Annotated in this window: 21 protein-coding genes and 7 tRNA genes; 21 read left to right on the forward strand and 7 right to left on the reverse strand. The window is 35.9% G+C overall.

Annotation, left to right across the window (positions count from 1 at the left end):
• Nucleotides 1-14: 14 nt before the first annotated feature.
• Nucleotides 15-2,018: a M13 family metallopeptidase gene (locus tag MUB18_RS18135; protein WP_248754149.1), complete on the reverse strand. Its 2,004-nt coding sequence runs from the start codon at nucleotides 2,016-2,018 to the stop codon at nucleotides 15-17.
• 83 nt (nucleotides 2,019-2,101) lie between these two features.
• Here MUB18_RS18135 and MUB18_RS18140 point away from each other — a divergent pair, with 83 nt between their 5' ends.
• Genes MUB18_RS18140 through MUB18_RS18150 form a run of 3 tightly spaced genes read left to right on the forward strand, consistent with a single transcriptional unit; the run spans nucleotide 2,102 to nucleotide 4,296 of the window.
• Nucleotides 2,102-2,743: a YgjP-like metallopeptidase domain-containing protein gene (locus tag MUB18_RS18140; RefSeq protein ID WP_248754150.1), complete on the forward strand. Its 642-nt coding sequence runs from the start codon at nucleotides 2,102-2,104 to the stop codon at nucleotides 2,741-2,743.
• Entirely contained in the window at nucleotides 2,725-3,087 is a 363-nt protein-coding gene (locus tag MUB18_RS18145; protein WP_045754409.1) for a hypothetical protein, read from the forward strand. The genes MUB18_RS18140 and MUB18_RS18145 overlap by 19 nt, the downstream gene beginning before the upstream one ends.
• Nucleotides 3,088-3,093: 6 nt before the next feature.
• A complete protein-coding gene (locus tag MUB18_RS18150; protein WP_248754151.1) occupies nucleotides 3,094-4,296 on the forward strand; it encodes an oxygenase MpaB family protein in 1,203 nt (400 codons plus the stop codon).
• 5 nt (nucleotides 4,297-4,301) lie between these two features.
• Here MUB18_RS18150 and MUB18_RS18155 read toward each other — a convergent pair whose 3' ends face one another.
• Complete coding sequence (locus MUB18_RS18155) at nucleotides 4,302-5,348, reverse strand: alpha/beta hydrolase (RefSeq protein WP_045755563.1); 1,047 nt, start codon at nucleotides 5,346-5,348, stop codon at nucleotides 4,302-4,304.
• Between the two features lie 258 nt (nucleotides 5,349-5,606).
• On the opposite strand from MUB18_RS18155, the gene MUB18_RS18160 reads away from it, so the two are divergent.
• Together MUB18_RS18160 and MUB18_RS18165 are read left to right on the forward strand one after the other, a co-directional pair.
• Nucleotides 5,607-6,647, forward strand: coding sequence for a L,D-transpeptidase (locus MUB18_RS18160; protein WP_248754152.1), 1,041 nt, complete (start codon nucleotides 5,607-5,609; stop codon nucleotides 6,645-6,647).
• A gap of 91 nt (nucleotides 6,648-6,738) precedes the next feature.
• On the forward strand, nucleotides 6,739-7,500 hold the full coding sequence (locus MUB18_RS18165; protein ID WP_045754406.1) for a murein L,D-transpeptidase catalytic domain family protein: 762 nt from the start codon (nucleotides 6,739-6,741) through the stop codon (nucleotides 7,498-7,500).
• Nucleotides 7,501-7,626: 126 nt separating this feature from the next.
• Here MUB18_RS18165 and MUB18_RS18170 read toward each other — a convergent pair whose 3' ends face one another.
• The 3 genes from MUB18_RS18170 to yihA all read right to left on the reverse strand — a co-directional run bounded on the left by MUB18_RS18170 (nucleotide 7,627) and on the right by yihA (nucleotide 10,815).
• Nucleotides 7,627-9,090 (reverse strand): alanine/glycine:cation symporter family protein, encoded by a 1,464-nt coding sequence (locus MUB18_RS18170; protein WP_248754153.1) that lies wholly within the window; start codon nucleotides 9,088-9,090, stop codon nucleotides 7,627-7,629.
• A 171-nt stretch (nucleotides 9,091-9,261) separates the two neighbouring features.
• The gene (locus MUB18_RS18175) at nucleotides 9,262-10,110 is read right to left on the reverse strand and encodes a UbiA-like polyprenyltransferase (RefSeq protein ID WP_248754154.1); all 849 of its coding nucleotides are present in this window, start codon (nucleotides 10,108-10,110) and stop codon (nucleotides 9,262-9,264) included.
• Between the two features lie 3 nt (nucleotides 10,111-10,113).
• On the reverse strand, nucleotides 10,114-10,815 hold the full coding sequence (gene yihA / locus MUB18_RS18180; RefSeq protein ID WP_248754155.1) for a ribosome biogenesis GTP-binding protein YihA/YsxC: 702 nt from the start codon (nucleotides 10,813-10,815) through the stop codon (nucleotides 10,114-10,116).
• A gap of 268 nt (nucleotides 10,816-11,083) precedes the next feature.
• Here yihA and MUB18_RS18185 point away from each other — a divergent pair, with 268 nt between their 5' ends.
• The 3 genes from MUB18_RS18185 to MUB18_RS18195 all read left to right on the forward strand — a co-directional run bounded on the left by MUB18_RS18185 (nucleotide 11,084) and on the right by MUB18_RS18195 (nucleotide 13,998).
• Nucleotides 11,084-12,025, forward strand: a complete 942-nt coding sequence (locus MUB18_RS18185; protein WP_248754156.1) for an ABC transporter ATP-binding protein — start codon at nucleotides 11,084-11,086, stop codon at nucleotides 12,023-12,025.
• A complete protein-coding gene (locus MUB18_RS18190) occupies nucleotides 12,018-13,325 on the forward strand; it encodes an ABC transporter permease (protein ID WP_248754157.1) in 1,308 nt (435 codons plus the stop codon). Before MUB18_RS18185 ends, MUB18_RS18190 begins: the two co-directional genes overlap by 8 nt.
• Before the next feature lie 232 nt (nucleotides 13,326-13,557).
• Complete coding sequence (locus MUB18_RS18195; RefSeq protein ID WP_248754158.1) at nucleotides 13,558-13,998, forward strand: nuclear transport factor 2 family protein; 441 nt, start codon at nucleotides 13,558-13,560, stop codon at nucleotides 13,996-13,998.
• Between the two features lie 74 nt (nucleotides 13,999-14,072).
• Here the strand turns inward: MUB18_RS18195 and mnmA are convergent, their stop codons facing one another.
• Entirely contained in the window at nucleotides 14,073-15,164 is a 1,092-nt protein-coding gene (mnmA, locus tag MUB18_RS18200) for a tRNA 2-thiouridine(34) synthase MnmA (protein ID WP_094771649.1), read from the reverse strand.
• Nucleotides 15,165-15,351: 187 nt separating this feature from the next.
• On the opposite strand from mnmA, the gene MUB18_RS18205 reads away from it, so the two are divergent.
• From MUB18_RS18205 to MUB18_RS18235, 7 genes are all read left to right on the forward strand, one after another.
• Nucleotides 15,352-15,427, forward strand: a tRNA-Phe gene (locus MUB18_RS18205).
• 37 nt (nucleotides 15,428-15,464) lie between these two features.
• Nucleotides 15,465-15,540: transfer RNA gene (locus tag MUB18_RS18210), tRNA-Phe, on the forward strand.
• A 37-nt stretch (nucleotides 15,541-15,577) separates the two neighbouring features.
• A tRNA-Phe gene (locus tag MUB18_RS18215) sits at nucleotides 15,578-15,653 on the forward strand.
• Between the two features lie 37 nt (nucleotides 15,654-15,690).
• Nucleotides 15,691-15,766, forward strand: a tRNA-Phe gene (locus tag MUB18_RS18220).
• A gap of 37 nt (nucleotides 15,767-15,803) precedes the next feature.
• Nucleotides 15,804-15,876, forward strand: a tRNA-Phe gene (locus MUB18_RS18225).
• A gap of 146 nt (nucleotides 15,877-16,022) precedes the next feature.
• Nucleotides 16,023-16,601: a hypothetical protein gene (locus tag MUB18_RS18230; protein ID WP_248754159.1), complete on the forward strand. Its 579-nt coding sequence runs from the start codon at nucleotides 16,023-16,025 to the stop codon at nucleotides 16,599-16,601.
• Between the two features lie 304 nt (nucleotides 16,602-16,905).
• Nucleotides 16,906-16,979 (forward strand) — tRNA-Arg (locus MUB18_RS18235).
• A gap of 40 nt (nucleotides 16,980-17,019) precedes the next feature.
• Here MUB18_RS18235 and MUB18_RS18240 read toward each other — a convergent pair.
• Nucleotides 17,020-17,586, reverse strand: coding sequence for an NADPH-dependent FMN reductase (locus tag MUB18_RS18240; protein ID WP_094771651.1), 567 nt, complete (start codon nucleotides 17,584-17,586; stop codon nucleotides 17,020-17,022).
• A 291-nt stretch (nucleotides 17,587-17,877) separates the two neighbouring features.
• Here MUB18_RS18240 and MUB18_RS18245 point away from each other — a divergent pair.
• The 6 genes from MUB18_RS18245 (at nucleotide 17,878) to MUB18_RS18270 (ending at nucleotide 24,917) form a co-directional block, all read left to right on the forward strand.
• Nucleotides 17,878-17,965, forward strand: a tRNA-Ser gene (locus MUB18_RS18245).
• 454 nt (nucleotides 17,966-18,419) lie between these two features.
• A complete protein-coding gene (locus tag MUB18_RS22055; RefSeq protein WP_411028125.1) occupies nucleotides 18,420-18,599 on the forward strand; it encodes an Arm DNA-binding domain-containing protein in 180 nt (59 codons plus the stop codon).
• Between the two features lie 111 nt (nucleotides 18,600-18,710).
• Nucleotides 18,711-19,112, forward strand: a complete 402-nt coding sequence (locus MUB18_RS18255; RefSeq protein WP_248754161.1) for a hypothetical protein — start codon at nucleotides 18,711-18,713, stop codon at nucleotides 19,110-19,112.
• 115 nt (nucleotides 19,113-19,227) lie between these two features.
• On the forward strand, nucleotides 19,228-20,616 hold the full coding sequence (locus tag MUB18_RS18260) for a TolC family protein (RefSeq protein WP_248754162.1): 1,389 nt from the start codon (nucleotides 19,228-19,230) through the stop codon (nucleotides 20,614-20,616).
• A 9-nt stretch (nucleotides 20,617-20,625) separates the two neighbouring features.
• On the forward strand, nucleotides 20,626-23,793 hold the full coding sequence (locus tag MUB18_RS18265) for an efflux RND transporter permease subunit (RefSeq protein WP_248754163.1): 3,168 nt from the start codon (nucleotides 20,626-20,628) through the stop codon (nucleotides 23,791-23,793).
• Nucleotides 23,794-23,813: 20 nt separating this feature from the next.
• Nucleotides 23,814-24,917 (forward strand): efflux RND transporter periplasmic adaptor subunit, encoded by a 1,104-nt coding sequence (locus MUB18_RS18270; protein WP_248754164.1) that lies wholly within the window; start codon nucleotides 23,814-23,816, stop codon nucleotides 24,915-24,917.
• The last annotated feature ends 6 nt before the right edge of the window (nucleotides 24,918-24,923 follow it).

Here is a 24,923-nt window from a genome sequence, read left to right on the forward strand (position 1 = left end):
AAATTGATTCTACATTACCAAATCACGATTCTATTCTTTTTAGGGACAAATAATTTATCACCTTCTTTAGTACCGAATGCTTCATGGAAACCATCTAAATTGATGATGGGCGCAAAAGCACGGTATTGTGCAGGCGAATGGGGATCTGTCTTCACTTGGTTCACAACAAACTCATCTGTGGTTTTCGTTCTCCAGATTGTCGCCCATGATAAAAAGAAACGTTGCTCTTGTGTATATCCATCGATCAAGCCTGGATTACCTTTATCTTTCAAATACATCTTCAATGCATCAAAAGCTACAGATGATCCACCTAAGTCTCCAATGTTTTCTCCTAAAGTAAAACGGCCATTTACTTTAACACCTGGTACGGGTTCGTACGCCTCAAATTGCTTTACCAACGCATCAGCCGAAGCTTCAAACTTAGCTTTATCTTCTTCAGTCCACCAGTTGTTCAAATTACCATTTCCATCATATTTAGCTCCTTGATCATCAAAACCATGAGATAACTCATGACCAATCACAGCACCGATACCACCAAAATTAACAGCTGCATCAGCTTTATAATCGTAGAATGGCGGTTGTAAAATAGCTGCTGGGAATACGATTTCGTTAAATAAAGGACTGTAATAAGCATTTACCGTTTGTGGAGTCATACCCCACTCTGTCTTATCAACAGGTTTACCTTGTTTATCTAAATTGTCTTTAAAAGCCCATTTGCGTTCATTTAAAATGTTGTCAAATAAAGAAGTACCAACTGCTAAAGTAGAGTAATCCTTCCATTTATCCGTATAGCCAATCTTCACTTTGAATTTAGCCAATTTTTCTAAAGCTTTCACTTTCGTATCTGCAGACATCCATGCTAGATCTTTGATGTGTTGCTGAAAAGATTTGATCAAATAATCGACCAATTCTTCTGCCTGTGCTTTTGCTTGTGGCGGGAAATTTTCTTTTACATACAACTTACCCAAAAGCTCTCCCACAAGGCTATTGACAAATTCAAGACCCCTTTTTTCCAGATCGCGCTGCTCTTTTTGACCTTTTAGCTTTTTACCCCAGAAATCAAAATTGAGTTGATCCAAATCCGCAGTTAGGTATCCTGCAGCATCATTCATGACATTAAATTTGAGCATCTCTTTGATCATATCCAAATTCTCAGGTTTCAGTACCTTATCTAGATTTTGGTAATAGCCCAATTCTGAAATAATAACCGTATCCGCCTTAAATCCTGTATCTTTCAAATATTTCGCTAGATCAATATTCTTAACCATCTTACCTAAATCAGCAACTGCAACTGGATTATAACGCTTTTCAGCATCACGCGACTGCTCTACTGTTTTTAGATTTTTAGCCAATTCTTTTTCAAATGCAACAATTTTTGGACCTTTTAAGTCACGAGTACGTTGACCGACTTTGCTATAAAGCGCCGAAATAAAATTAGAATAATCACCTAAAGTCTCGGTATTTTTAGCGTCTACCACTTGGTAATAAGAACGGCCAAGACCTAAACTGGCAGCACCTAAATAAACCGTATTGACATTACTGTTTTTCAAATGCGCATATACATAACCACCAAAGAAAGGATTGCCACCGATAGGTGTTACTTCGACTAAGTAATTATATAGTCCTTTAAAATCCTTTATAGCATCGATCTTATCTAAAAAAGGCTTTATTGGAGTTACCCCCAATTGATTACGCTTGTCAAAATCAATGTAAGAACGGTACAAATCACCAATCTTTTGACCATCAGAGCCTTGTTCAAATGTAGTACTTAAGGATTCTTTTAAAATCTTTAAAGTGGCGATATCCGTATTTTCACGAAGTTCATCAAAAGATCCCCATCTTGCTTTATCTGAAGGTATTTCCACTGTTTTCATCCATTGACCGTTTACAAAATTGTAAAAATCATCCTGTGGACGGACACTCTTATCCATAAATGCTGGATTGATTGCTGGATTTTGCTGTGCAAAGAGAACCCCTCCACACATCATCAAAGCAGCAAGTACTGTGTGTTTTTTCATATCACCGTTATTTTGTTTTAATTTAATGACAAACTTAATAAAAGTAAGTATTATGTTTACAAGGAGAAACATTTAATTTCCATATGATCACTGAAATAGCTGGAAAACACTATAAAATCATTACCACAAATGCGAAGGATATTCGTTTAGAAACGAAGTTGGGTGTTCATACCATCTTTGTTCCTGCGAATATTGATGTCAATACATTAGAACAGTTTATAAAAAACAAAAAAACGATTACAGCTATTAACGAAGAAATTAGTTATATAGATGAGCCTATTCAACTATTTCAGCAAAACTATTTGCTTAAAATTATCGAGAGGAGCGCTATGCCTAATATCGTTCTAAAAAATACAACGATTTCCATTTATTGTAAACGTAAGAAGGAGTATCAAAAACAGTTAAAAAAATGGAGGAAACAATTTATATTACAGCAACTGGCAGATCTCATTGGTTATTGGGAAGAAGAACTGCAGATATTGATCAATGAGATCAAACTTAGATCCATGCAAAAGCGTTTATACACTATTCAAGACCAAAATAGTATCACTTATAGCAACGTTATTATTTGTTTGTCTATTTCTGAGCTGAAATACCTCATTTTTAATGCAATTGCTGAACTTTTGAATTTGAGCCCCAAAATACGAACACACTATTTTCCTGAAGAACAATTGATTCAGGATCAAATTGCTTATACATTAAAGACATGTCAACAATCAAATTAAATATAAAGGTGTCTGAAAAAGAATGGGTAGAAATCAATCATAATTTCACATTATTAGTCAATAAAATCACAGTTGACGACCGAAGAAAATTACAGGAAGTTGTATTTGACAATTTATCAGATAAAGATGGTGCTCCGCAAATTGATGATCTGATTATCGAAAAATTCACTATTGATGAAAAAAAGACACGTGGTAAGTTCCGAATTAATTTCAGTATAAATCGTCAATTCTGTTGCAGCGATACCAGCTCTTGTCAGTCGGATTATATCGATTTCACTTTTACTTATCGGCCAAATTTTATAAATGCCATAGGAGATTTTGTAAACTGGAATATTGAAAATTAGTATAAAATGGAAATACCAAATCGGTACAAAGTCAATACTTCCTCTTTTCAACATTATTGGACAAAGGGAGCTGGAGTAAAACTATTAAAAAAGTTAGACCATAAACCCAGCATAGATGATGCGAAAAACCTTATTCCTTATCTGTACGCATACGATGAGTCTGCAGACAAATTGGTGAACCAACTGCATCTACAAGTGGGATTTGTAAAAGGTCAACAACTTATAAAAGATTATTTAACAGATCCTAAAAGTGTTCTGATGCCCTTTAAAGATGCACTAGATACCTTTTTTAAACAAATAGACACTTCACCATCATGGCTCAATTGGAACATGGTAGAAAAAGGTATAGAAGTTTGCCAACGGTCAGGTTTAAGTGGATTAATTGTACTTCGCGATTATTGCCTTATGGGTGGCTATGAATCTGCGGCCATCAATAAACCATTAATTTATACAGGCGCTTTAAAAAAAGGAGCAGTCAAAAGACTTGCTGATACAGTTGAATTCTGGGTTGATATCATGCAAAACCAATCCTTAAAAAAGGATCAGATCGGTTTTCGGAAAATCATTGAAACCAGAATGATCCATTCCTATTCTCGGATTAATATTTTGAGTAAAACGAATTGGAAGCAAGATGACTGGGGCATTCCACTCAACCAGTGGGACATGTTGGCAACAAACCTAGGCTTTTCTTTAGTTTTTATGGTAGGTCTACAACGTATGCATTTTCAAATCCTTCCTGACGACATCACTGCTGTACTTCACCTTTGGAAATATATTGGTTACTTATTAGGAATTCCTCTTGAATTATTGCCTGACACAGAGCAGGAAGCAATCCATGCACTTTATTATTGGACTATGACACAAAAAGAAGGCGATGCAGATTCTAAACTGCTAGCAAATGCACTACAGCAGGAACCAATAGCAGCATATTACCCCACATCAGCATTAGGACGTAAAATGATGCGTGAAATTCACCTTTATTACAACTACTACCTTTTAGGTAATTATTCATGTCAACTTTTAGGTTTAAACAAATCGCGATTTGGCGCTATTGCCTATCTTAACATCTTAAAAAATAAAATCCGAAATAGCAAGCTTATGACGGACAATCATCTACATATGATGATTACAAAAGGGAGATCCGAACAATTAGAAGTAAAAAGAATTTATCTGACTTATAATAAAAGAGAAAACAATAAAAAGAGTTAGTTTGTCTACCTCAATGCAATTCCATTTGCTTTTAACATGGTTTTAAATTTAGGATTGCGAATATACTGGTTAAAAGCGTGGCTTTCCATTCCTGAAAAATCAGTTTTATCAATGCAAGTATAATGTTTGATCAATTCGTTGTAGACATCATCTTTGTACCCTAAATCCGTTGGTGTTAATTTATCCGCAAGAAATCCAACAAATTTCTTGAGCATCTTGTCGGTATTATTCGTGGTAATATGAATTTTTTTAATTTGAGGACTAAATGAACAGAAAGAATCATTACCCATTTCATTTGATTTAAAATCTATCAATCCAATTGCTGGTGCTAACATAATACATGTAATACGATTTTGGTTTTCTGATAAGCTACTTGCTTTTTCTACATCAACATTATGAACTTCCTTAATTTCTTTAATAAATTTCTCATTAAAAGATGGCTTACTCAACGCGCTGAGCACTACAGATGCTCCACGACTATGTGAAATAATATAAATATCTTTATTAGATATCGCATTTAACACCCTTCGTAAACCAAACTCACCTGCCATTTGGCTGAAAGATGTGGCCGTAAACCAAACTTTGACTCCTGCAAAAGGATTTGTAATGGACAATCCATCCCAGTAAAAACGTATGATCTCGTCTTCCTGAGCATTAATCTTAATCAGCTTTTGGATGTAACCATAACTCTCATTTACTTCTTGATTGGTAGCATTAAATCCATGAACAAAAATAAAAATACGTTTCTTTGATTTCACATGCTCCTTGAGTTCTTTTAGTTTTTTAACTTCAAATCCATTCAGTTCATCTACAATTCCTCTGTCTGTCGCTATTTTCATCAATGAATAGGCTTCTCTTTTTCCATTCTGCGGAGGATTTCCATAAGATTTTCGCCAATTATCAGGATAAAAATTTCCATTCTGGTCTACAAATGAATTTGAGATATTGGGTTTTACGAATGAATTAGGTTTCTGCGAAATAGGCACATTGTGGATAATACCACAAGAAGAACAAAATATGAGTATGATTAAATAGCGCAAGTTTGAATTCATATATCTTTGAAATATAGTTAAACTAAAAATAGTGGAAATTATTGATAGAACGTCACCATCACCTAATTGTTTTATCTTGCTAATGATAAAAGTATTGTAAATAATATCAATTACAATACTTTAATTATATTTCGCTGCAAAATCGTGGCTATATACTAAATCTCGGCACTATGTTTGGTAAAGAAATAATTCAGAAAAAACTATCCTTTAAGAAGTTAAGATTTTCTGATATGTCATCGTTTTAATCAGCCATGTTTTATGAAGTATTTCTCTGTCGAAAAAAAATTACAATTTACTATTTTTATATGTCTCCTATTTATTTCTTGTCAAAATGGGCAACCTAAAAATAGTCCCCAAAAAGATACTACTGCAGATTCATTGGCAGCGTCGAAAAAGAAAGCAGAGCAAATAGCGAAAGCTGAACCAAAGACCGCAGAAGACATCAAGATCACCAAAGAGTTACAATATACAAAGTATACATTGGAAGATACTTATCCATATAAAGATACTGTACGGCAATTTCAATGGGATAAAATAAAAGAAAAATTAGCCTTTATTGAAAATTTTCAAGATGGAGAGTCGATCTATGGAGTTTTGCAAAATTATCAAAACTCGAATGGTGAGGCACCAACAATTCCTAATTTTAAAAGAGATTCTTACAAGCGCGTTGCCGATTCTTTAGGAACGGAGCGCTATCAAGCAAGTCCATTATATCGTATAGGGGAAACAAAATTACCTGCTATATATGGTAAAGATGGATGGCTAGTCAAGCTACAAAGTAGTGACACCCTAAAACGTATAAAAGTTGAGGGTGTATCTTTTAATGGAACTTGGGAAGTGCCAAAAAGATATGTTAAAATAATTGGAGATTCGGTCAAATTTGACCAAGTAGCGGTTGTAGATGTTACAAACCAAAATATTTGTACACTGGATAAAACAGAAAAAGGATGGGTAGTACGCAGCATGAATCCTGCTACAACAGGCCGTCACAAGCCTCCTCATGCACAAGAAACACCTACAGGTATATTTGTGCTTCAACAGCATAAATCTAAAATGTTTTATTTTAAAGATGGTACAAAGAGTATAGAGGGATATGCGCCATATGCAAGCCGTTTTACGGCCGGAGCTTATATACACGGGGTTCCTGTTAATAATCCTAATGGAAAAATAACAGAATATAGCTCTACTTTAGGTACCATTCCTCGTTCACATATGTGTGTCAGAAATGCGTCATCGCATGCACAATTTGTTTATAAAAGGTCAAAAGACTTTCAAACATTGGTGATAGTTATTGATTAACAATAATTAATAAACTGATTAACAATTTTTTACACTTTTTAACTATCTTTAGTTCTTAGATTTGTATTTGAAAAACAATTAAGGATAAGATATGGAGAAATTAGTGTTCATTTTATTTATGGGTTTATATGCGGCAGTATTCTCAGAATCAAAAAATACAGTAGCGCCAGAAATTCATAAAAAACAAATTGAAATTAAAAAAGAACTATCGAAGGTAGATTCACTCTACCAAAGCATGAATCTGAAGGATGTGGTGAACTATAAAGCATTCGCAGAAGCAATGGAAGGTTATCAATTACTACCGGCTAAAAACAAAGATATATTATCAATAATTGATTTTACATTGGCATCAACAGAAAAAAGACTTGTTGTATTAGATATTAAGAACGAAAAAGTCCTTTTTCATTCCCTTGTTTCGCACGGTAAAAATAGCGGAAGCAATTACGCTACTTCTTTCTCAAATACTCCCGAATCTTACCAAAGCTCACTTGGTTTTTATGTAACGGAGAATACTTATCAAGGTGAAAATGGATATTCTCTAGTGCTAAATGGATTGGAAGAGGGGTTCAATGACAAGGCTAAATCAAGAGCTGTAGTGGTGCATGGAGCAGATTATGTAAACACAGGTATCGTAAGTGCGTTGGGTCGATTAGGACGCAGCTATGGCTGTCCTGCCTTACCCAGAGAATTAAGCAAACCTATTATCAACACCATCAAGGATGGTACGCTGTTATTTATATACGCGGACAATGAAGAGTACTTTGCAAAATCAAAAGTCTTAAATCATCGCAATGCGCTCATGGCACATTACGAAAAAGATATGGCTGATCGTCAATTTGGAACGTTAAATTAATAAAAAAGCTCTCAAGTAAATCTTGAGAGCTTTTTTATTAATTACCGTAAGGTAAAGTTGCATGTAGAGACTGACTCCATCTTCAAATGCGTTAATTCTTAATATATGATTGATGATACATCTCTTCTATAATTTTTCCTGATCCCAAAAATCTGCGTTTTTAATGCCCAATTCCCTTGCACTAAATTTTGGATTCAACTCCCCTCTATTTCGTTTCATTTTATAGTCTTTCCAAACCTTTAATGCTGTTTTGCTCATCAATAATATAGCAATCAAATTGACATAAGCCATTAGACCGACCCCAATATCTCCAATTGCCCAAGCAATCTCAGCCGTTTTTACAGATCCATAATATACCGCACCTAAAAATACCACTCGTAAAACCCAAGTAATTGTAGGATTTACCTTATTTGAAAAGATATAGGACAAATTAGTTTCTGCATAATAGTAATAGGCCATTACTGTAGTAAATGCAAAGAAGAATAGTGCTATTGCGACAAAGCCATTACCTATCAAAGGAAAATGGTGCGATACTGCTGCTTGTGTAAAAGCTGTATAATTTACTCCAGGTATATGTTCTGAAATAAACCCCATCAGTTGGCCAGCACCATCAAATTGCCCCACATTATACTGATTGGTAAATAAAATCATGAGCCCTGTGGCTGTACAAACAAATAGAGTATCGACATATACTGAGAATGCTTGCACCAATCCCTGTTGTGCTGGATGACTCACTTCTGCTGCTGCGGCAGCATGTGGGGCAGTGCCCTGTCCAGCTTCATTGGAATAAATACCTCTCTTAACTCCCCAAGCTATGGCCATACCGACCACTCCTCCAAATGTAGCATTCACACTAAAAGCAGAGCTGAAGATTAAACCAAAAACATCGAATATCTGGGTATAATTTAAAGCAATGATCACTAAAGCCATTAATATATAAGCTCCTGCCATAAACGGCACAACAAGCTCAGCAACACGTCCGATACGCTGTACACCACCAAAAATGATAACAGCAAGTAAAATTACTACTCCTATGCCTGTGTATGCTACAGGTATCTCAAATGCGTTGTGCATGGAAGATGCAATGGCATTACTCTGCACACCTGGTAATAAAAAACCAGTACTTGCAATTGTTATAATAGCAAATAAAACAGCATACCATTTTACACCGAGACATTTTTCGATATAATAAGCCGGACCTCCTTTAAATTCACCACCGACCTGCTGTTTATATACCTGCGCTAAGGTAGACTCAACAAACGCTGACGCAGCACCTAAAAATGCAATGGCCCACATCCAAAAGATAGCACCTGGACCGCCCATATATATAGCTGTGGCAACTCCGATAATATTTCCGGTACCCACACGACCTGAAATAGCCAGTGCAAAAGCCTGGAAGGAAGAAATACCTTCGTCGGTTTGTTTCTTTTGAAACAACAAACGCAACATATCTTTGATATAGGTCAGTTGAAGAAATCCGGTACGTATGGAGAAAAACAAACCCGTCAATAAGCATAAATAAATAAAAATATCACTCCATACAAGGTCAGAGGCTATTTTCACAACATTTTCAAAATAATTTTCCGTCATAATTTAAGGTTTTGCTAATTACTAGCGTTTAATTCATATTTCAAGTTCTGAAAATATAAATTTTTATTCAGGATGATGCAAAAAACATTTCAGAAAATAAAAAAAAGCCAGACTAATCAAAATTAATCTGGCTTTAAGTGATCTATGCAGTGTAACGCTACACCATATCAATTATAGAACAATATCGAGCAAATAGAAAATAGCAAATATCACCGATGCGATACCATTTGTTGTCATAAAAGCACGATCAACACGACTCAAATCAGTAGGACTCACAATTCGATGTTGATAGATCAGTAAAGATCCGTAAAAGACAACACCTATATAATAAAAACAGCCTACTTCCATATACAATATCGGTAGTAGGACGAATATAAATGAACATATGTGTAAAATTTCAGAGAACCTTAAAGCTCCTTTTGTACCTAGCAATACAGGAATAGAGTTCAACTTATTTAGACGGTCAAATTCCTCATCTTGTAATGCGTAAATAATATCAAATCCACTTACCCAACACAACACTGCCAGTCCATAAAGTACGGGTACAATATGAAATTGTCCTGTAACTACTAAATAAGCACCGACAGGAGCTAAACCTAATCCTAACCCAAGCACCAAATGACATAATGAAGTAACACGTTTAGTATAAGAGTAAAACAGCACAACAAATAAAGCAATAGGTGATAACATAAAGCACAAACTATTGATAAAATAGGTCGCAATTACAAAAATCAAGCAGTTCGTGATGGTAAATAGTAGTGCACCATGTGCAGAAATTCTACCAGCTGGAATATCACGCATTGCTGTTCTAGGGTTAATTGCATCAATATCCCTATCTAAGTAACGATTGAACGCCATGGCTGCATTCCTTGCTGTAACCATACAAATAAGCATAAGTAATAACAGCTTCCAATCAAAAGTATGATTGGTTGTATGGATTGCTAAGAAAAAACCAATAATGGCAAATGGCAATGCGAAAATACTATGCGCAAACAATACTAAGGATAAATATTTCTTCATAAACTATTCCTCTTCGTCAGCATGACGATATCTATCAAGATCGACGTCACCGTATTTATCCTCATCATCATATCCCTCTTGATCAATATCTGAAGTCACCTCAGGCAAAACAAATCGCGTATTGATATCAGCGATAGTATCCAATATAGCATCACAACCTGATTTCACTTCTGCAGAAGTTAAGAAACATTTGGGGATCTCTTCAAACCATTCCGACAAAGCTTTTCTAAATTTTGACATATTCACATCAGATTTCACATGGGATTGTTTATCTGCTTTGGTAAATACGAGCATAAAGGGCAAGCCCTTCTCACCTAACCAATAACAAAATTCAAGATCTATTTTCTGTGGTTCATGGCGGCTATCGATCAAAACAAAAATACATTGCAAATTATCGCGATGGGTCAAATAACGGCGAATAAATTTCTCCCAAGCTTCACGATTAGTTTTCGAAGTCTTAGCAAAACCATAACCAGGCAAATCCACTAAAAACCAATCATCATTGATAATAAAATGGTTTATAAGTTGCGTTTTACCGGGTTTTTGAGACGTTTTAGCTAAACCTTTTTTACCAACCATAGCATTGATTAGTGATGATTTACCCACATTGGAACGACCAATAAAAGCATACTCTGGTAGTTTGCCTTCCGGCAATTTATCAACTCGTGTATTACTACAGATGAATTCGGCTTTTTTAATTTGCATCTTGCAAAGGTAGCATAAAACTCTCCTTCTGACAAATTCAACTCAGATCCAAATTTATAAAAACGATAAAGTAAATAAAAGTGTAACATTTCATGCGGACTGTTTACTAACTTTAAAAATACTCATGTTAAGCACATGTAACTGATTAGCTAACTGATACACATTATCGAGAAATAGGATGAGTATCATCAACTATCAAAAAACAGCAAGAGTACACTACAAAGCCGTTACAAAATATATAACACATAAGAATTAACCAAAATAAAACATGCTTTTAGAAATCAAAAATGTCGTAAAAGACTATGCGAGTCATAGAGCCTTGGATCATGTATCTCTTAATATTCCAAGAGGAAAAATATTTGGACTTTTAGGTCCCAATGGTGCAGGAAAAACATCATTGATCAGAATCATCAATCAAATAACTGGTCCAGATTCTGGAGAAATTATTTTCGATGGTGAGCCATTAGCGCCTAAACATATTGGACGTATAGGCTATCTTCCTGAGGAAAGAGGACTTTATAAGAAGATGAAAATAGGTGAACAAATTCTTTACTTAGCTCAATTAAAAGGTCTGAATAAGAAAGAAGCAACTGATCGAATTAATTATTGGTTTGAAAAACTAGACATTTTGTCATGGTGGGATAAACGAGTAGAAGATCTCAGTAAAGGCATGCAACAAAAAGTACAATTTATCGCCACTGTACTTCATCAACCTGATCTGATTATCTTGGACGAACCGTTCTCTGGATTTGATCCCGTCAATGCTAACCTAATCAAAGATGAAATCATCGAATTGAACAAAAAAGGTGCTACAATCATCTTTTCGACACATCGTATGGAATCTGTCGAAGAACTTTGCGATCATATCGCTTTGATAAACCGTTCGAAGAAAATACTAGATGGCAACATTAACGACATTAAAAACAAATATAAAAATCAAACCTATAAAATAGAATTACAGTCTTTAGCTGATGAAAAATTAATCCATATAGAAAATCTATACGAATTAAAATATTTAGAACAAATTGAAAATAAGACAAATATAACAATAAAGATAAACAAAGACATTAACATAAATCAAGTATTACAAAGTCTCCTACCATTAGCCGAGATCCATCAAGTATTAGAGATCGTTCCGTCAATTAATGACATTTTCATCGAGCAGGTTACCCTATCCAATAATTCTAAAAAAGAAATCGATCATGCATAAAATATTACTCATTATCCAACGCGAATACTTTTCACGTGTCAAAAAGAAATCATTCCTATTGATGACATTTCTGGTTCCCCTATTTTTCATCGCTTTATACGGTGGAATATTTTATTTGACAAAGAAAAGTTTCAAAGATGCCCATGCTCATGTTTACATTCTGGATCAACATGGTGACTTTGCTTCCCAATTGAAAAGTGACCCCAACATAACGTTCACTGTAAGTGACCGCTCGCTAAAAGATTTGAAAATACAAATCAAAGACGATGAGCAAAACAGCTCCATTCTGGTTATTCCAAAAAACATCTACCAGAAATCTGACATTGAGCTCATTTCTGCTGATAAAGCAAATATTACAATCCAAAACTCCATCGCTCGCCAGCTCGAAGGTATCATCCGACTAACGGAATACAAAAAACTGGGCATTGACCCTCAAGTACTAGTTTCTGTACAACCGCATATAAACGTCAATGCCAAAGAATTGACTGAAGACGGGGAAGAGAAAAACAGCAACACAGGTATCGCTATGGGTATCGGTGTAGGGCTAGCAATATTAGTTTACCTTTCGCTATTTCTTTATGGCGTTCAAGTGATGCGGGGTGTCATTGAAGAAAAAAGTAACCGTATCATCGAAGTCATTATCTCATCGGTCAAACCTTTCCAGTTGATGATGGGCAAAATCATCGGCATTGGTATGGTGGGACTTACCCAATTCCTACTTTGGATTATACTTACAGGTGGATTAATCTTTTTAGCTACTAATCTGCTAAATAAAGAAGCTGTAGAACAGGCGGCAATGCAGCAAGGCAGTATGGCGAATATGCAGCAAACAACAGGCTCTGGATTTGGTTTCGGCATATTGCAACATCTCGATTCAGTTAACGTCACAGAGATCATTATTTGTTTCTTCCTGTTCTTCCTTGCAGGTTACTTACTCTATAGCGCTATCTTTGCCGCAGTTGGTTCAGCTGTAGATAGTGAGACAGAAGCCAATCAATTCACCATGCCCATCACAATGCCTTTATTGCTAACTTATGTGTTATCGTTTGGTGTCATTATCAATGATCCTAATGGCCCTATAGCAACATGGTTAAGCTTCATACCCTTCACCTCCCCTATTGCCATGTTGGTGCGTATACCATTTGGAGTGCCGACTTGGCAGATCGCTGTGTCATTAATCATTTTGATTCTTACTTTTTTGCTCGTAACTTGGTTAGCAGCCAAAATATACCGAGTTGGTATTCTGATTTATGGTAAAAAAGCAAATTATAAAGAGATTATGAAGTGGATGAAATATTAGTACACTTTAGCCTCTAATAAAACAGTTCTTTTCAGTCAAAAAAAGAACTGTTTTATTCAAAAAAACTATTTACCGAGTATTTTCATATGTCTTTTCTCTTTACCGAGGCCTCCCCCCCTTTTACCGAGTTTACCAGACCATTTACCTGATTGCCGTTCATACTTTTAGTTGACGTATCTATTTTTGATTTAACAAAAGAAAAACTTTAATCAAGAATCTAAAACTAAAAACCATGAAAAATTCATTCAACTCGATCTTTATCGTATTTGCACTAATAGGAGCTCTCGTAGCTTTGACAACGAATAGTTTTGCAAGAGATAAAAAGATTAAAAACACAAATCCTATCACTGTCATTGATAGCTATATCCAGATCACAACGGAAGGTAATACCGAAGGTATCCAACATTTATTTTCCAAAGATTTTAAGTGGACACAATCTTCAAATGCAAAAACAAAAACATATAATAAATCAGATCTGATTACCTACCTTAAATCAAACAAGGGACTTATTCAAAATTGTAAAACGAACTACAGTATTGTTGAAAAGAATGACAACTGTGTCATAGCAAGAATAGAGATGAAATATGATACATTTACAAAAATTGAATGTATAACTTTATGTAACGAAAATCAAGAATGGAAAATAAATCAAATCATCGAGTCTTACAAATAGCAGCGAGCAATATCAACGAAAAAAGGTCTTAAAACTAAATTTTAAGACCTTTCATTATTTTATTTTATAGTTTTCTATTTCATTAAGAATCCACCACCAATCAAATCATTGCCTTCATAAAAAACAGCAGATTGTCCAGGAGCAATTCCTTTTACATTATGGACAAAGTCAATCTTTACCATATCTCCCTCTTGCGAGATCGTTGATAAAGCTCCAGCATCTTTATACCGTACTTTTGAAATTGCTTCCATTGGTTGATCCAATGAAGCATATTTCACCAAATTGACGTTGCGCACATAAGCGAATGATTTTTCCAATTCATGCTCCTCACCTAAAACTACGGTATTACTTTCTGGAAGTATCTCGACCACAAACATAGGTTTGCCCAATGCAATTCCCAAACCTTTACGCTGCCCAATAGTAAAGTAAGGATAACCGATATGCTGACCTACTACTGTACCATCTGTCAAGATAAAGTTACCTTGACCAATTTGTTGATCTAATGTTGGCACTTTATGTCTTAAAAAAGCACGGTAGTCATTATCCGGTACAAAACAGATTTCATAGCTTTCCGCTTTATTAGCAAGCTCAACCTGCCCCATATCTAAAGCCATCTGGCGTATTTCCTTTTTCGTAAATGATCCTAATGGAAATTGAGTTCGTGCCAAGTTTTCTTGTGCCACTCCCCAAAGTACATAGGACTGATCTTTATTTTCATCTTTACCTTTCGAAATCACATAACGGTTATTGTCGTGAAGGCGAATATTGGCATAGTGTCCCGTAGCAATAAACTCACAGTCCAATTTGTTAGCACGCTTCATTAACGCCTCCCATTTGATATGGGTATTACACAATACACAAGGATTTGGTGTACGACCGGCAATATATTCCTCTACAAAGTTATCAATAACAAAATCGCCAAACTCATCTCTAATATCCAATATATAATGTGGAAAACCATAATTGACAGCCAATGAACGTGCATCGTTGATACTATCCAAGCTACAACATCCAGTTTCCTTAGACGAACCACCAGATGCTGCGTAATCCCAAGTCTTCATCGTGATCCCTATGACTTCATATCCCTGTTCATGAAGCATGACAGCCGCGACCGAACTGTCAACACCCCCACTCATAGCAACTAATACTCTTCCTCTTTTACTCATTTTATTTTATTGAAATGCAAAGATAGGCTATTTCAAATTTTAACGTGTTAATTTCTTGTAAATTTTATCTGTATCTAAATCAAGTCTTTCAAAAAAATACATGAAATAAATGGGTGAAAAATTTTAGAATTCGAATTATCGGGGTATATTTGCATCGCATTCAAAGTTAAATGTGAGTGCAAATGATGGTGCCATAGCTCAGTTGGTAGAGCAAAGGACTGAAAATCCTTGTGTCGCTGGTTCGAATCCAGCTGGCACCACCAAATCTGAAAGTAACAGATTCAAAATAAAAACTTGGAAGGTGCCATAGCTCAGTCGGTAGAGCAAAGGACTGAAAATCCTTGTGTCGCTGGTTCGAATCCAGCTGGCACCACCAAATCTGAAAGTAACAGATTCAAAATAAAAACTTGGAAGGTGCCATAGCTCAGTCGGTAGAGCAAAGGACTGAAAATCCTTGTGTCGCTGGTTCGAATCCAGCTGGCACCACCAAATCTGAAAGTAACAGATTCAAAACAAAAACTTGGAAGGTGCCATAGCTCAGTCGGTAGAGCAAAGGACTGAAAATCCTTGTGTCGCTGGTTCGAATCCAGCTGGCACCACCAAATCTGAAAGTAACAGATTCAAAATAAAAACTTGGAAGGTGCCATAGCTCAGTCGGTAGAGCAAAGGACTGAAAATCCTTGTGTCGCTGGTTCGAATCCAGCTGGCACCACATCAATAGCTTTAACATATATGTTAAAGCTATTTTTTTTCCTATCCCGCTTCAGTAACAAATTGATTATTTATACATACTATTCGCATCACGGTAATATTTTTTTGTAACTTCAAGGTTTAATATTTTTTCACAAAAAAACTTACATGCTACGAATATCCAGCATCCTATTTTTTTCTTTTTTAATCCTAAGTAGTGCGTGTAACAACTCTACTGGAAGTACAATAGCGTCTGTACTAAAATCACGTTTTGATGGGCACTACGCTTACCCAATATTATCTTGGGCAGGAAAAAATCCAGCAGAAATAGGCTGCATCATCGAAAAACATTTTGATTATCGAGATTCCATATTTAATTGCGATCATAACAACTACATTAATAAAGGAGACCCCTGTGTATTGACCGATGCCTATTATGAAGGTATACAATTTCCATCTACATTGACATCTAAAATTTCCCCATTAATTAAGGATATTGGTCTTAGTTTTGAAAACGGCAGTTTACAAGAGATATTTGTAACCTTTAAAGATAGTATAGCAAAGAACAAGCTGGAAGAACTATTTCAATTACCCAAGGACAAAGTAAATCTACCTGAAGATATCATGCGGATAGATTATGGAGACAATATTTATTCAAGTGACAAACCTATCGACACCAATTACACTAAGTGGCTAACTATAACAACCATCGAACATATAGGTACAACTGATATGGACTGTGAATAAGTTAACGGATTACCTTAAAACATGATTAAGGAATACAGTTTCTTCAAATCAAACTTTCAAGTCAATACACCGTGACATATCCCATATACGCTCAATCTATCAAGTTATAATGAAAAAATATTCATTATAACTATCAATGACTACTAAAATCGATTCCGTTCACAGCAATCCCCAATTTTTAGTTTATATACTCAAAAATTAATTAGCTTGAAAAGCAAGGACTTAATGTTTTTGATTAAAAAAAAACATTTAAGTTTTGGAAATATAGATCATTTAAGTACTTTTGCATCACCGAAAGGGACACGCGCTCATAGCTCAGCTGGATAGAGCATCGGTTTTCTAAACCGACGGTCTCAGGTTCGAATCCTGATGGGCGTACTTAAAATCCTCTTTACAAAAGTAAAGAGGATTTTTTGCTTTATACTTTTTTCTCTTCTATATTGTTTTCAATCCACGATTTAAATTTAATAAGAAAGGACTTTAGAAAATCTCGAGTAGATGCATCTATTAATGTGCCTGACTCATCAAATAGATTGGCTGCATGACTTAAATAAGCTTCTGGTTGTTGGAGAGTTGGCATATTTAAAAACACTAAAGATTGACGAAGATGATGATTAGCTCCAAAAGCACCTAATCCCCCCGCTGTACAGCTGATAATAGCAGCAGGTTTACCATCCCATACACTTTTGCCATAAGGTCTTGAGCCCACGTCTAATGCATTTTTAAGTACTGCGGTTACAGATCGATTATATTCGGGAGTAATAAACAATACCGCATCATAAAGTTTCAATTCCTTTCGAAAATTTTGCCATTCAAGGGGCTCATTTTCTTCCAAGTCTTCATTATATAAAGGTAGCTCCCCGATTTCAATATTTTCAAAATGCAGACCTCCAACCTTGAACTCACTAACAGCCCTAGCAATTTTTTTGTTGAATGATTCCTTTCTTAAACTGCCAACGACGAGTGCAACTTTGAGTAATTTCATACGTATAAACTTTTATTTATATCATAACATATGATCTCAAAATTTGTTTTTTATAACCCTACAAGAGAAAAACAAAGACAAAATATACTTTTTTCCATGATCTCATCATTTCTTTTTAAACACTAAAAGTTTATGTTTATCATTTAATACACCTTTAACTCCCATCCTAAATCATAAAATAAATAAAATTAAAGCCCTTAATATCAATAAAATCCCCTCTTATATTCCATTAAAGTGATTATATTATCAAAATAAATTTGGTAGCAATGTTAAAATTCGTACTTTTGTCGCGGAGAGCTGGCAGAGTGGTCGAATGCGGCAGTCTTGAAAACTGTTGACTGTCATAGGTCCGGGGGTTCGAATCCCTCGCTCTCCGCCAACAAAAAATAAAGCCCAAAGTAATTTGGGCTTTTGTTGTTTATAGACTTTTGGAAGCTTGCTCCAACAATAAGACATAAACAACAAAGTAAATGAGCATAGCGAATGGCTTTATTTTATGATGAAGCCTCCCCCTTTAAGGGATCATGTAATAATCCCTCGCGCTCCGCATCCTAACAAGGAGAAAGTATCAAAACCCTACAAATTGTACAATTTGTAGGGTTTTTCTTTGATCCGCCATATCGTTTTTTTCAATACTTCTCATTTCCAGCGAGACCCTAGCGAAACCCTAAAAAATGGTTAGCTAGGGTCTCGCTAAAATGAACCTCTAGATGAACACCCAACAAAGGCATTACCTGACCAGTTGTTGAACATCTTGACAGTTTATATCCAATAGAATAAATTGAATATTGAAATAAAACACCACCACAATGAGCAATCAAGTTACCGTCTACATGTATGCCCGTGCAGCAAAAGCCAACAAAGCAGGCCTGCACCCCATTTATGTCCGGATAACCATTCAGGGCAAAAGCACCGTATTCTCCACTAGGAAATTCCTCATACCATCCAAATGGGATCCAAAAACTCGGAATATGGGTCGTACTAAGTATCATGATGTCCTTTACGAAAAATAGATTAAAATACAATGTATAAAGATTATGTCTTAAGCAACAAACCTGTTAGAAAACAAAAACCAGTAGGAAATATTTGCTGAATCATATAAAAAGCCCTAGATTTACGACGATATGAATTGCTATAGATTAAACATAACAAAAAAAATTCATCGTATCTTATTTATCATTGCCACGATTTTTTTTGTGCTTTTGACTTCCTGTGCAGTAAAAAGTAGTATCAAAAGCTGGGCTGATATCCAAATCAGTACAGTACAAGCCCCTGTAAAAAACGGAAATTTATTTTCAGGCAGCAGTAAGGATAAATGTAGCAGTGCTGAAATCACAGACACACAGATATCACAAACTATTTCTTATAAGGCTAGTGATTATACACCAACAGTCTTATTTACAATCGCATTTTTGCTGCTTTTTAGCGTTACTACTGGCAGGCTGCAAGTACCTACACATTATGGAAAATTAAAATCATCAAGTTCCATACCCATCTTTATACGAGATCGTAATCTCCAAATTTAATATTCTTTTTCACCTCCCCGTACTCCTATTGATCATCACTTTAATAGGCAAAACTTCTATTTTATTCAAGATAGATCGTTGATATACCAACGGTCTCATAATAATTATAATCACTATGATAAAACACATAGTGGCAACTACATATTTGTGGTTTGCCATTGCGTCCTTATCGCCAATATACGGACAGCAACAAATCGATCATACACTGGGCAATTTATGGCAACAGGTGGAAGAGAATTATCCCGGAATTGGGGTTAAAAGAAATATAGCACATGCTGCCCAGTTAAAAGCGAGGGCTATAAAGACTAGTAGTCTTCCGCAACTAAAAACACAGGTACAAAATACTTTCGGGACATATGAAGGTAATGCAGGAGCTTTTTTTCCACAACCCGGTTTTTTCAATGTTAGTGGCAATTCAACTGCACAAGAAAATAGCCGCCTAGCCGCAAATAGTTTCGCGTCTGCTACTATAGAATGGGAATTATTCACCTTCGGTAGAATTAAAAATGAAAATGAAGCAGCACAGATGTTATTTCAGAAAAAAGTCAGTGAGCAAGAGGCATACATTCTCAACCTCAAAAAAGTACTATCCGAACGCTATATTATATTGCTCTATCATAACGCAAAATTAGATTTATCAAAGAAAAACACCGAACGATTAGACGATATTCGCAAAATCAGTTCCAGTTTAGCCTTATCCGGTCTTAAACCTGCAGCTGACAGTCTCTTAGCATCCTCTTCTTATATGCAGGCTATAGGCGAGTATGACCATTGGATGGGTAATAAGCATTCATCTTACATCAAACTCAAAGAATTATATGGCAGAGAAAATCTGACTTACACTTCATCTATTCATCGCTTTTCTAATCCGAGGGAAAAATATCATCTGCTTGCTGATCAAGGCATATCAAATACACATCCAACATTAGTTACATTAGAAAAACAAGCACAATATTACATCCATACAGGAGAAGCACAAAAAAAAGCAGCCATGCCCTCTTTGAAATTATTAGGTGGTTATGGATATCGGGGAACAGGTGTTAGCACCACTGAAAAAACTTCAAATGCGTGGCAAGATGGGTTTAAAAATAGCACCAACAATTTGTTGGTTGGAATAGGATTAACCTGGAATATAACGAGCCTATATACTAATCGATTTAGAGGAGAAAGCTTATTAAAAGAATCTGAAGGCACGAAGTTATTACAGACACAATATCAGGAAGCTATGCAAGCTGATCTATCTGCATATCAGACAAAAAGCATCTGGAAATATAAACAGATCCAAAAATCCCAAATTGCTGTTAAACAAGCTCAAGATGCTTATATCATGTATCTCGCTCGATATAAGAGTGGATTGATCACACTGAGTGAATTATTACAAATCCGCAATTTATTAGAACAAGCTGAAAATAATCATATCGAAGCTTCACTTTCCTACTGGATATTATTGGCTCATGAATCAGAGTTAGCTGCCGATTTTGACTATCTTTTTAATAACCTTTAATACATAGACATGAATCTAGTTAGATTTGCACTTAGGAAACCCATTGCTATCATGGTAGCAGTCATTACGATCGCCTTTTTTTCCTACAGTACAATAAAAAAAATAAATGTAGACATCTTTCCTGAAGTTGAACTACCTGCCATGTATATCGCTATGCCTTATGGGGGTTTATCTCCAGCCTACATGGATGGATTTATGGCAAATGAATTTCAGAAGGTACTTTTATTTGTAAGTGGTGTCAAAAACATTGACTTTAAAAGTGTACAAGGGCTAAGCCTAATGAAACTTACCTTTTATCCGGGCACTAATATGGCACAAGTGGCTGGAGAGGTTTCAACATCAGTTTCAAGAGCCATGGGTTTTCTACCTGCAGGAGCAGTACCTCCTATGGTCGTACGCTTTGATGGAAGTTCACTCCCTGTCGGGCAATTGGTATTTGAAAGTGACAAGCTCTCAATCAACGAAATACAGACCCTTGTCCTGACGAAAATTAGGCCCATGTTCGTTGATATTCCTGGTATTACGGCTCCTGCACCATTTGGAGGAAGCACACGTTCTATAGTGATCGATATTGATCCCCAGGCCATGCAAGCAAAAGGTCTGAGTCCAGAAGACATTACCATAGCCATTACAAAAAGTAGCATTCCATCTCCTGCAGGAAACATCCGTATCGCAGATGAAAATTTAATGGCTCCCATTAACTCAATAGTCAAAAATCCGGAAGAATTTTTAAACACTCCTATTAGAACAACAGACAATCGCATCATTTATGTACGCGATGTAGCCTCAGTATCTGACGCGGCGGATCAGACTGTAGGTTATGCCTTGATCAACGGAAAGCGTTCTGTGTACTTGCCCATTATTAAAAAAGCTGATGCTTCGACACTTGATGCTGTTAATAATTTAAAATCATCAATGGGAATGTTAAAAAATCAACTTCCTGAAGATGTAAATATCCGTTATGAATTTGATCAGTCAAAATATATAGAACGTTCATTAACAAATCTCATACATGAAGGTATATTGGGAGCCGTATTTACCGGATTAATGATCTTCTTATTCTTGGGTGATAGTCGAGGAGCAATTATCGTGGTACTTACTATCCCGATTGCTATTCTTTCAGCTGTTATGGTACTATACTTCTTTGGCCAAACACTTAATATCATGACATTGAGTGGTCTTGCATTATCGATCGGCATCCTGGTTGATGAAGCCACAGTTACCATTGAAAATATACACCAGCATATGGAAATGAAAAAAAGTAAGCAAAGAGCTATTCTCGATGCATTACTTGAAATTTCTGTTCCTAAATTGTTAATTCTACTTTGTATCCTTGCTGTGTTGACACCTGCTTTTATCATGACAGGTATTCCTAGAGACATGTTTATTCCCCTCTCTATGGCTGTAGCTTTTGCTATGATTGCCTCATTTATAGCTTCTCAAACCTTTGTTCCAATATTGGCCAATTGGTTTATGAAAGATAAGCATCAAGAGATAAAGAAAATACCAAGAAAAAGAGTATTATTTGAAAAATTCAGCCTCAACTATTCGTATAGGATAAGGAAATGGTCTACCCAATCATTATCCCTTTTTATAGTGTACGTATTATGCACTGGAACTGCAACCTGCTTATTATTGAACTTCGTCGGTACAGATGTGATGCCTATTTCCAATAGTGGAGATTTTCAGATACGTATCCAAGCAACACAAGGAAGTAGAATTGAAAAAACAGAACAAATTGTCAAAGCAATAACAGAGGATATCAAAGTCATGCTTCCTGACAATGGAACTACGATCACATCAGCTTTTATTGGGATGCATCCGGCAACATCCCCAATCAATCCTATTTTTCTGTTTACCAGTGCTTCTCATGAAGCGGTATTGCAAGTATCCGTTAATCAAGAGATCTATAAAAATTCCATGGAGGACCTCAAAGAGGAAATAAGAAAAAAAATAAACGAAAAGCACCCACATGTACAGCTAAATTTTGAACCGATGGAGCTGACTGAAAAAATAATGGGACAAGGAGCCATGACTCCGATTGAAGTTAAAGTCGGAGCTGGGCAATTAAAGGCTGCAAGTGCATTTGCAGCAAAAATTGAATCCAATTTAAAAGAAATATCATATTTAAGAGATGTACGCATCGCAGAACCGCTGGAATATCCTACAGTAGAAATTGAAGTCAATCGTGATCTTGCGGGGCAGTTTGGTTTAACCATGCAAGACATCACACGAAGTTTGATTACTGCTACATCATCTACTAGATTTACAGATAAAAATCTGTGGGTAGATCCTAAATCAGGACTTGTTTTTCAAGTTCAGGTACAAATCCCCGAGCAGATCATGTCATCAGAAGAAATGCTCAAGTCACTTCCGTTAAAAAAAGGAAATCTTCGCCCTCTACTAGAAGATGTTGCAACAGTACGCAGAGTGACAGCTCCAGCACAAGTAAACCGTAAAGGTCCCAATCGTTATGTCACCATTATCGCCAATGTTTACAATAAGGATTTAGGTACAGCGTCTGCAGCCGTAAAAAAAGCAATCAATGATGTAGGACAACCTCCTCGGGGTATCAATGTATGGACAGAAGGAACAATGCAACTGCTGGATGACACATTAGGGAGCCTGTTGACAGGGTTAGCAGTAGCGATTATCGCTATTTTATTGATGTTATCCGCTTATTACCAATCTTTTAAAATTCCATTAATTATTTTATCCGTTATTCCTGCGGTGATTACTGGAAGTTTAATTATACTTTTTTTATCCGGCAGCACACTTAATTTACAATCCTATATGGGAATAATTATGTCCATCGGTGTATCAGTATCCAATGCTGTATTGCTTGTTAATCAAGCCGAATATTATAGGAGAAATAGGGCTTTGACACCAGTAAATGCAGCAAGACTAGCAGCATCATCTCGTTTGAGACCTATATTAATGACTGCTGCTGCCATGCTAGCTGGTATGTTGCCGATGGCCATAGGCATAGGTGACGGAGCAGAGCAAGTTGCACCATTAGGTAGAGCCGTTATTGGTGGGCTTATTGCATCTACCCTAGCTATTCTGCTTCTCTTACCACACTTTTTCTCGTCTCTTATGTCCAAAACAACTATTATCAGTCCATCTCTTGATCCTGATGATAAGGAAAGCCAGTTTTTTTCTAATCAAACAACATAATTCATTTAAACTCTACGATCATGTACCCTGCAATATCAATATATAAAACTATACGCCTGACCCTCGCACTTGCTTTATCAATGACACTTACGGCATGCTTACAGCAAGAAAATCAGATTAATAAGGAAACAAAAAAAACTGAAAAAAGAATAAATTATCCAACAGCATCCGTACAATTTATCAATCCAGAATACGAAATTTCAATTCCTGCGGAATTAAGACCCTATGAGCAGGTAGCGGTATTTGCAAAGGTATCAGGATTTGTAAAAAAGCTATATGTAGATCGTGGAGATCATGTACGCAAAGGCCAACTATTAGCAGTATTAGAAGCTCCCGAAATGAATCAGCGGTATTTATCTGACAAAGCTACAGAGCAGAAGATCTACAGTGATTATCTTTTTGCTCGGCAAGCATATGATCGCTTAAAAGATGCTTCAACAACATCGGGTGCCATAGCGGCAATTGAATTAGAGAGAGCGAAAAGTAATGTTGAAAGTACAAGGGCTGCTTTCGAATCTTCTAGAGCAGGTACTTCACATACCTCACAATTACAGCAATATCTACGTATCACAGCTCCTTTCGATGGCGTAATCACTGAAAGAAGTGTATCTATTGGCGCATTGGCGGGTTCATCGTCCAACCAATCCCTATTTACGATTGCTCAAGGAAATAAATTACGTTTAACTCTATCTCTTCCAGAAAAACATGGTGCATCAGTACAACAAGGCGTACGAGCCAATTTTACTGTCAGTTCTCAACCTGGAAAAATATTTAAGACGACACTTTCACGTACATCTGGATTGTTAGATCAACATGATCGATCACTAACACTAGAATTTGACGTAGATAATACATCTGGAGAATTACAAGGAGGAGATTATGCACAAGTCAAACTTACGTTAAAACGTAATAAACCGTCAACTTGGGTACCTAAAAAAAGTATTCTGACTAATCAGAGTGGTACATTTATATTTATATTAGACAATCAGGAAATAAAACGTATTCCAATCAAGGAAGGTGTATATTTGGATACTTTAACAGAAATATTTGGTCAGGTATCAGCAGGTAGTCAAATCATACTGAAACCATCGGAAGAAATAAAAGAAGGTAAAATAAGTAAATAGAAATAA

Source organism: Sphingobacterium sp. PCS056 (genome assembly GCF_023273895.1).
Taxonomy (GTDB): domain Bacteria; phylum Bacteroidota; class Bacteroidia; order Sphingobacteriales; family Sphingobacteriaceae; genus Sphingobacterium.

Excerpts from the sequence above, each read along its gene's own strand:
- MUB18_RS18230 (WP_248754159.1), top strand. The coding sequence starts at position 16,023 with ATGCTACGAATATCCAGCATCCTATTTTTTTCTTTTTTAATCCTAAGT.
- MUB18_RS18165 (WP_045754406.1), top strand. The coding sequence starts at position 6,739 with ATGGAGAAATTAGTGTTCATTTTATTTATGGGTTTATATGCGGCAGTA.
- MUB18_RS18160 (WP_248754152.1), top strand. The coding sequence starts at position 5,607 with ATGAAGTATTTCTCTGTCGAAAAAAAATTACAATTTACTATTTTTATA.
- MUB18_RS18145 (WP_045754409.1), top strand. The coding sequence starts at position 2,725 with ATGTCAACAATCAAATTAAATATAAAGGTGTCTGAAAAAGAATGGGTA.
- MUB18_RS22055 (WP_411028125.1), top strand. The coding sequence starts at position 18,420 with ATGTATGCCCGTGCAGCAAAAGCCAACAAAGCAGGCCTGCACCCCATT.
- MUB18_RS18135 (WP_248754149.1), bottom strand. The coding sequence starts at position 2,018 with ATGAAAAAACACACAGTACTTGCTGCTTTGATGATGTGTGGAGGGGTT.
- MUB18_RS18170 (WP_248754153.1), bottom strand. The coding sequence starts at position 9,090 with ATGACGGAAAATTATTTTGAAAATGTTGTGAAAATAGCCTCTGACCTT.
- MUB18_RS18150 (WP_248754151.1), top strand. The coding sequence starts at position 3,094 with ATGGAAATACCAAATCGGTACAAAGTCAATACTTCCTCTTTTCAACAT.
- MUB18_RS18265 (WP_248754163.1), top strand. The coding sequence starts at position 20,626 with ATGAATCTAGTTAGATTTGCACTTAGGAAACCCATTGCTATCATGGTA.
- MUB18_RS18255 (WP_248754161.1), top strand. The coding sequence starts at position 18,711 with ATGAATTGCTATAGATTAAACATAACAAAAAAAATTCATCGTATCTTA.
- MUB18_RS18260 (WP_248754162.1), top strand. The coding sequence starts at position 19,228 with ATGATAAAACACATAGTGGCAACTACATATTTGTGGTTTGCCATTGCG.
- MUB18_RS18175 (WP_248754154.1), bottom strand. The coding sequence starts at position 10,110 with ATGAAGAAATATTTATCCTTAGTATTGTTTGCGCATAGTATTTTCGCA.
- MUB18_RS18140 (WP_248754150.1), top strand. The coding sequence starts at position 2,102 with ATGATCACTGAAATAGCTGGAAAACACTATAAAATCATTACCACAAAT.
- mnmA (WP_094771649.1), bottom strand. The coding sequence starts at position 15,164 with ATGAGTAAAAGAGGAAGAGTATTAGTTGCTATGAGTGGGGGTGTTGAC.
- MUB18_RS18240 (WP_094771651.1), bottom strand. The coding sequence starts at position 17,586 with ATGAAATTACTCAAAGTTGCACTCGTCGTTGGCAGTTTAAGAAAGGAA.
- MUB18_RS18155 (WP_045755563.1), bottom strand. The coding sequence starts at position 5,348 with ATGAATTCAAACTTGCGCTATTTAATCATACTCATATTTTGTTCTTCT.
- MUB18_RS18190 (WP_248754157.1), top strand. The coding sequence starts at position 12,018 with ATGCATAAAATATTACTCATTATCCAACGCGAATACTTTTCACGTGTC.
- MUB18_RS18185 (WP_248754156.1), top strand. The coding sequence starts at position 11,084 with ATGCTTTTAGAAATCAAAAATGTCGTAAAAGACTATGCGAGTCATAGA.
- yihA (WP_248754155.1), bottom strand. The coding sequence starts at position 10,815 with ATGCAAATTAAAAAAGCCGAATTCATCTGTAGTAATACACGAGTTGAT.
- MUB18_RS18195 (WP_248754158.1), top strand. The coding sequence starts at position 13,558 with ATGAAAAATTCATTCAACTCGATCTTTATCGTATTTGCACTAATAGGA.
- MUB18_RS18270 (WP_248754164.1), top strand. The coding sequence starts at position 23,814 with ATGTACCCTGCAATATCAATATATAAAACTATACGCCTGACCCTCGCA.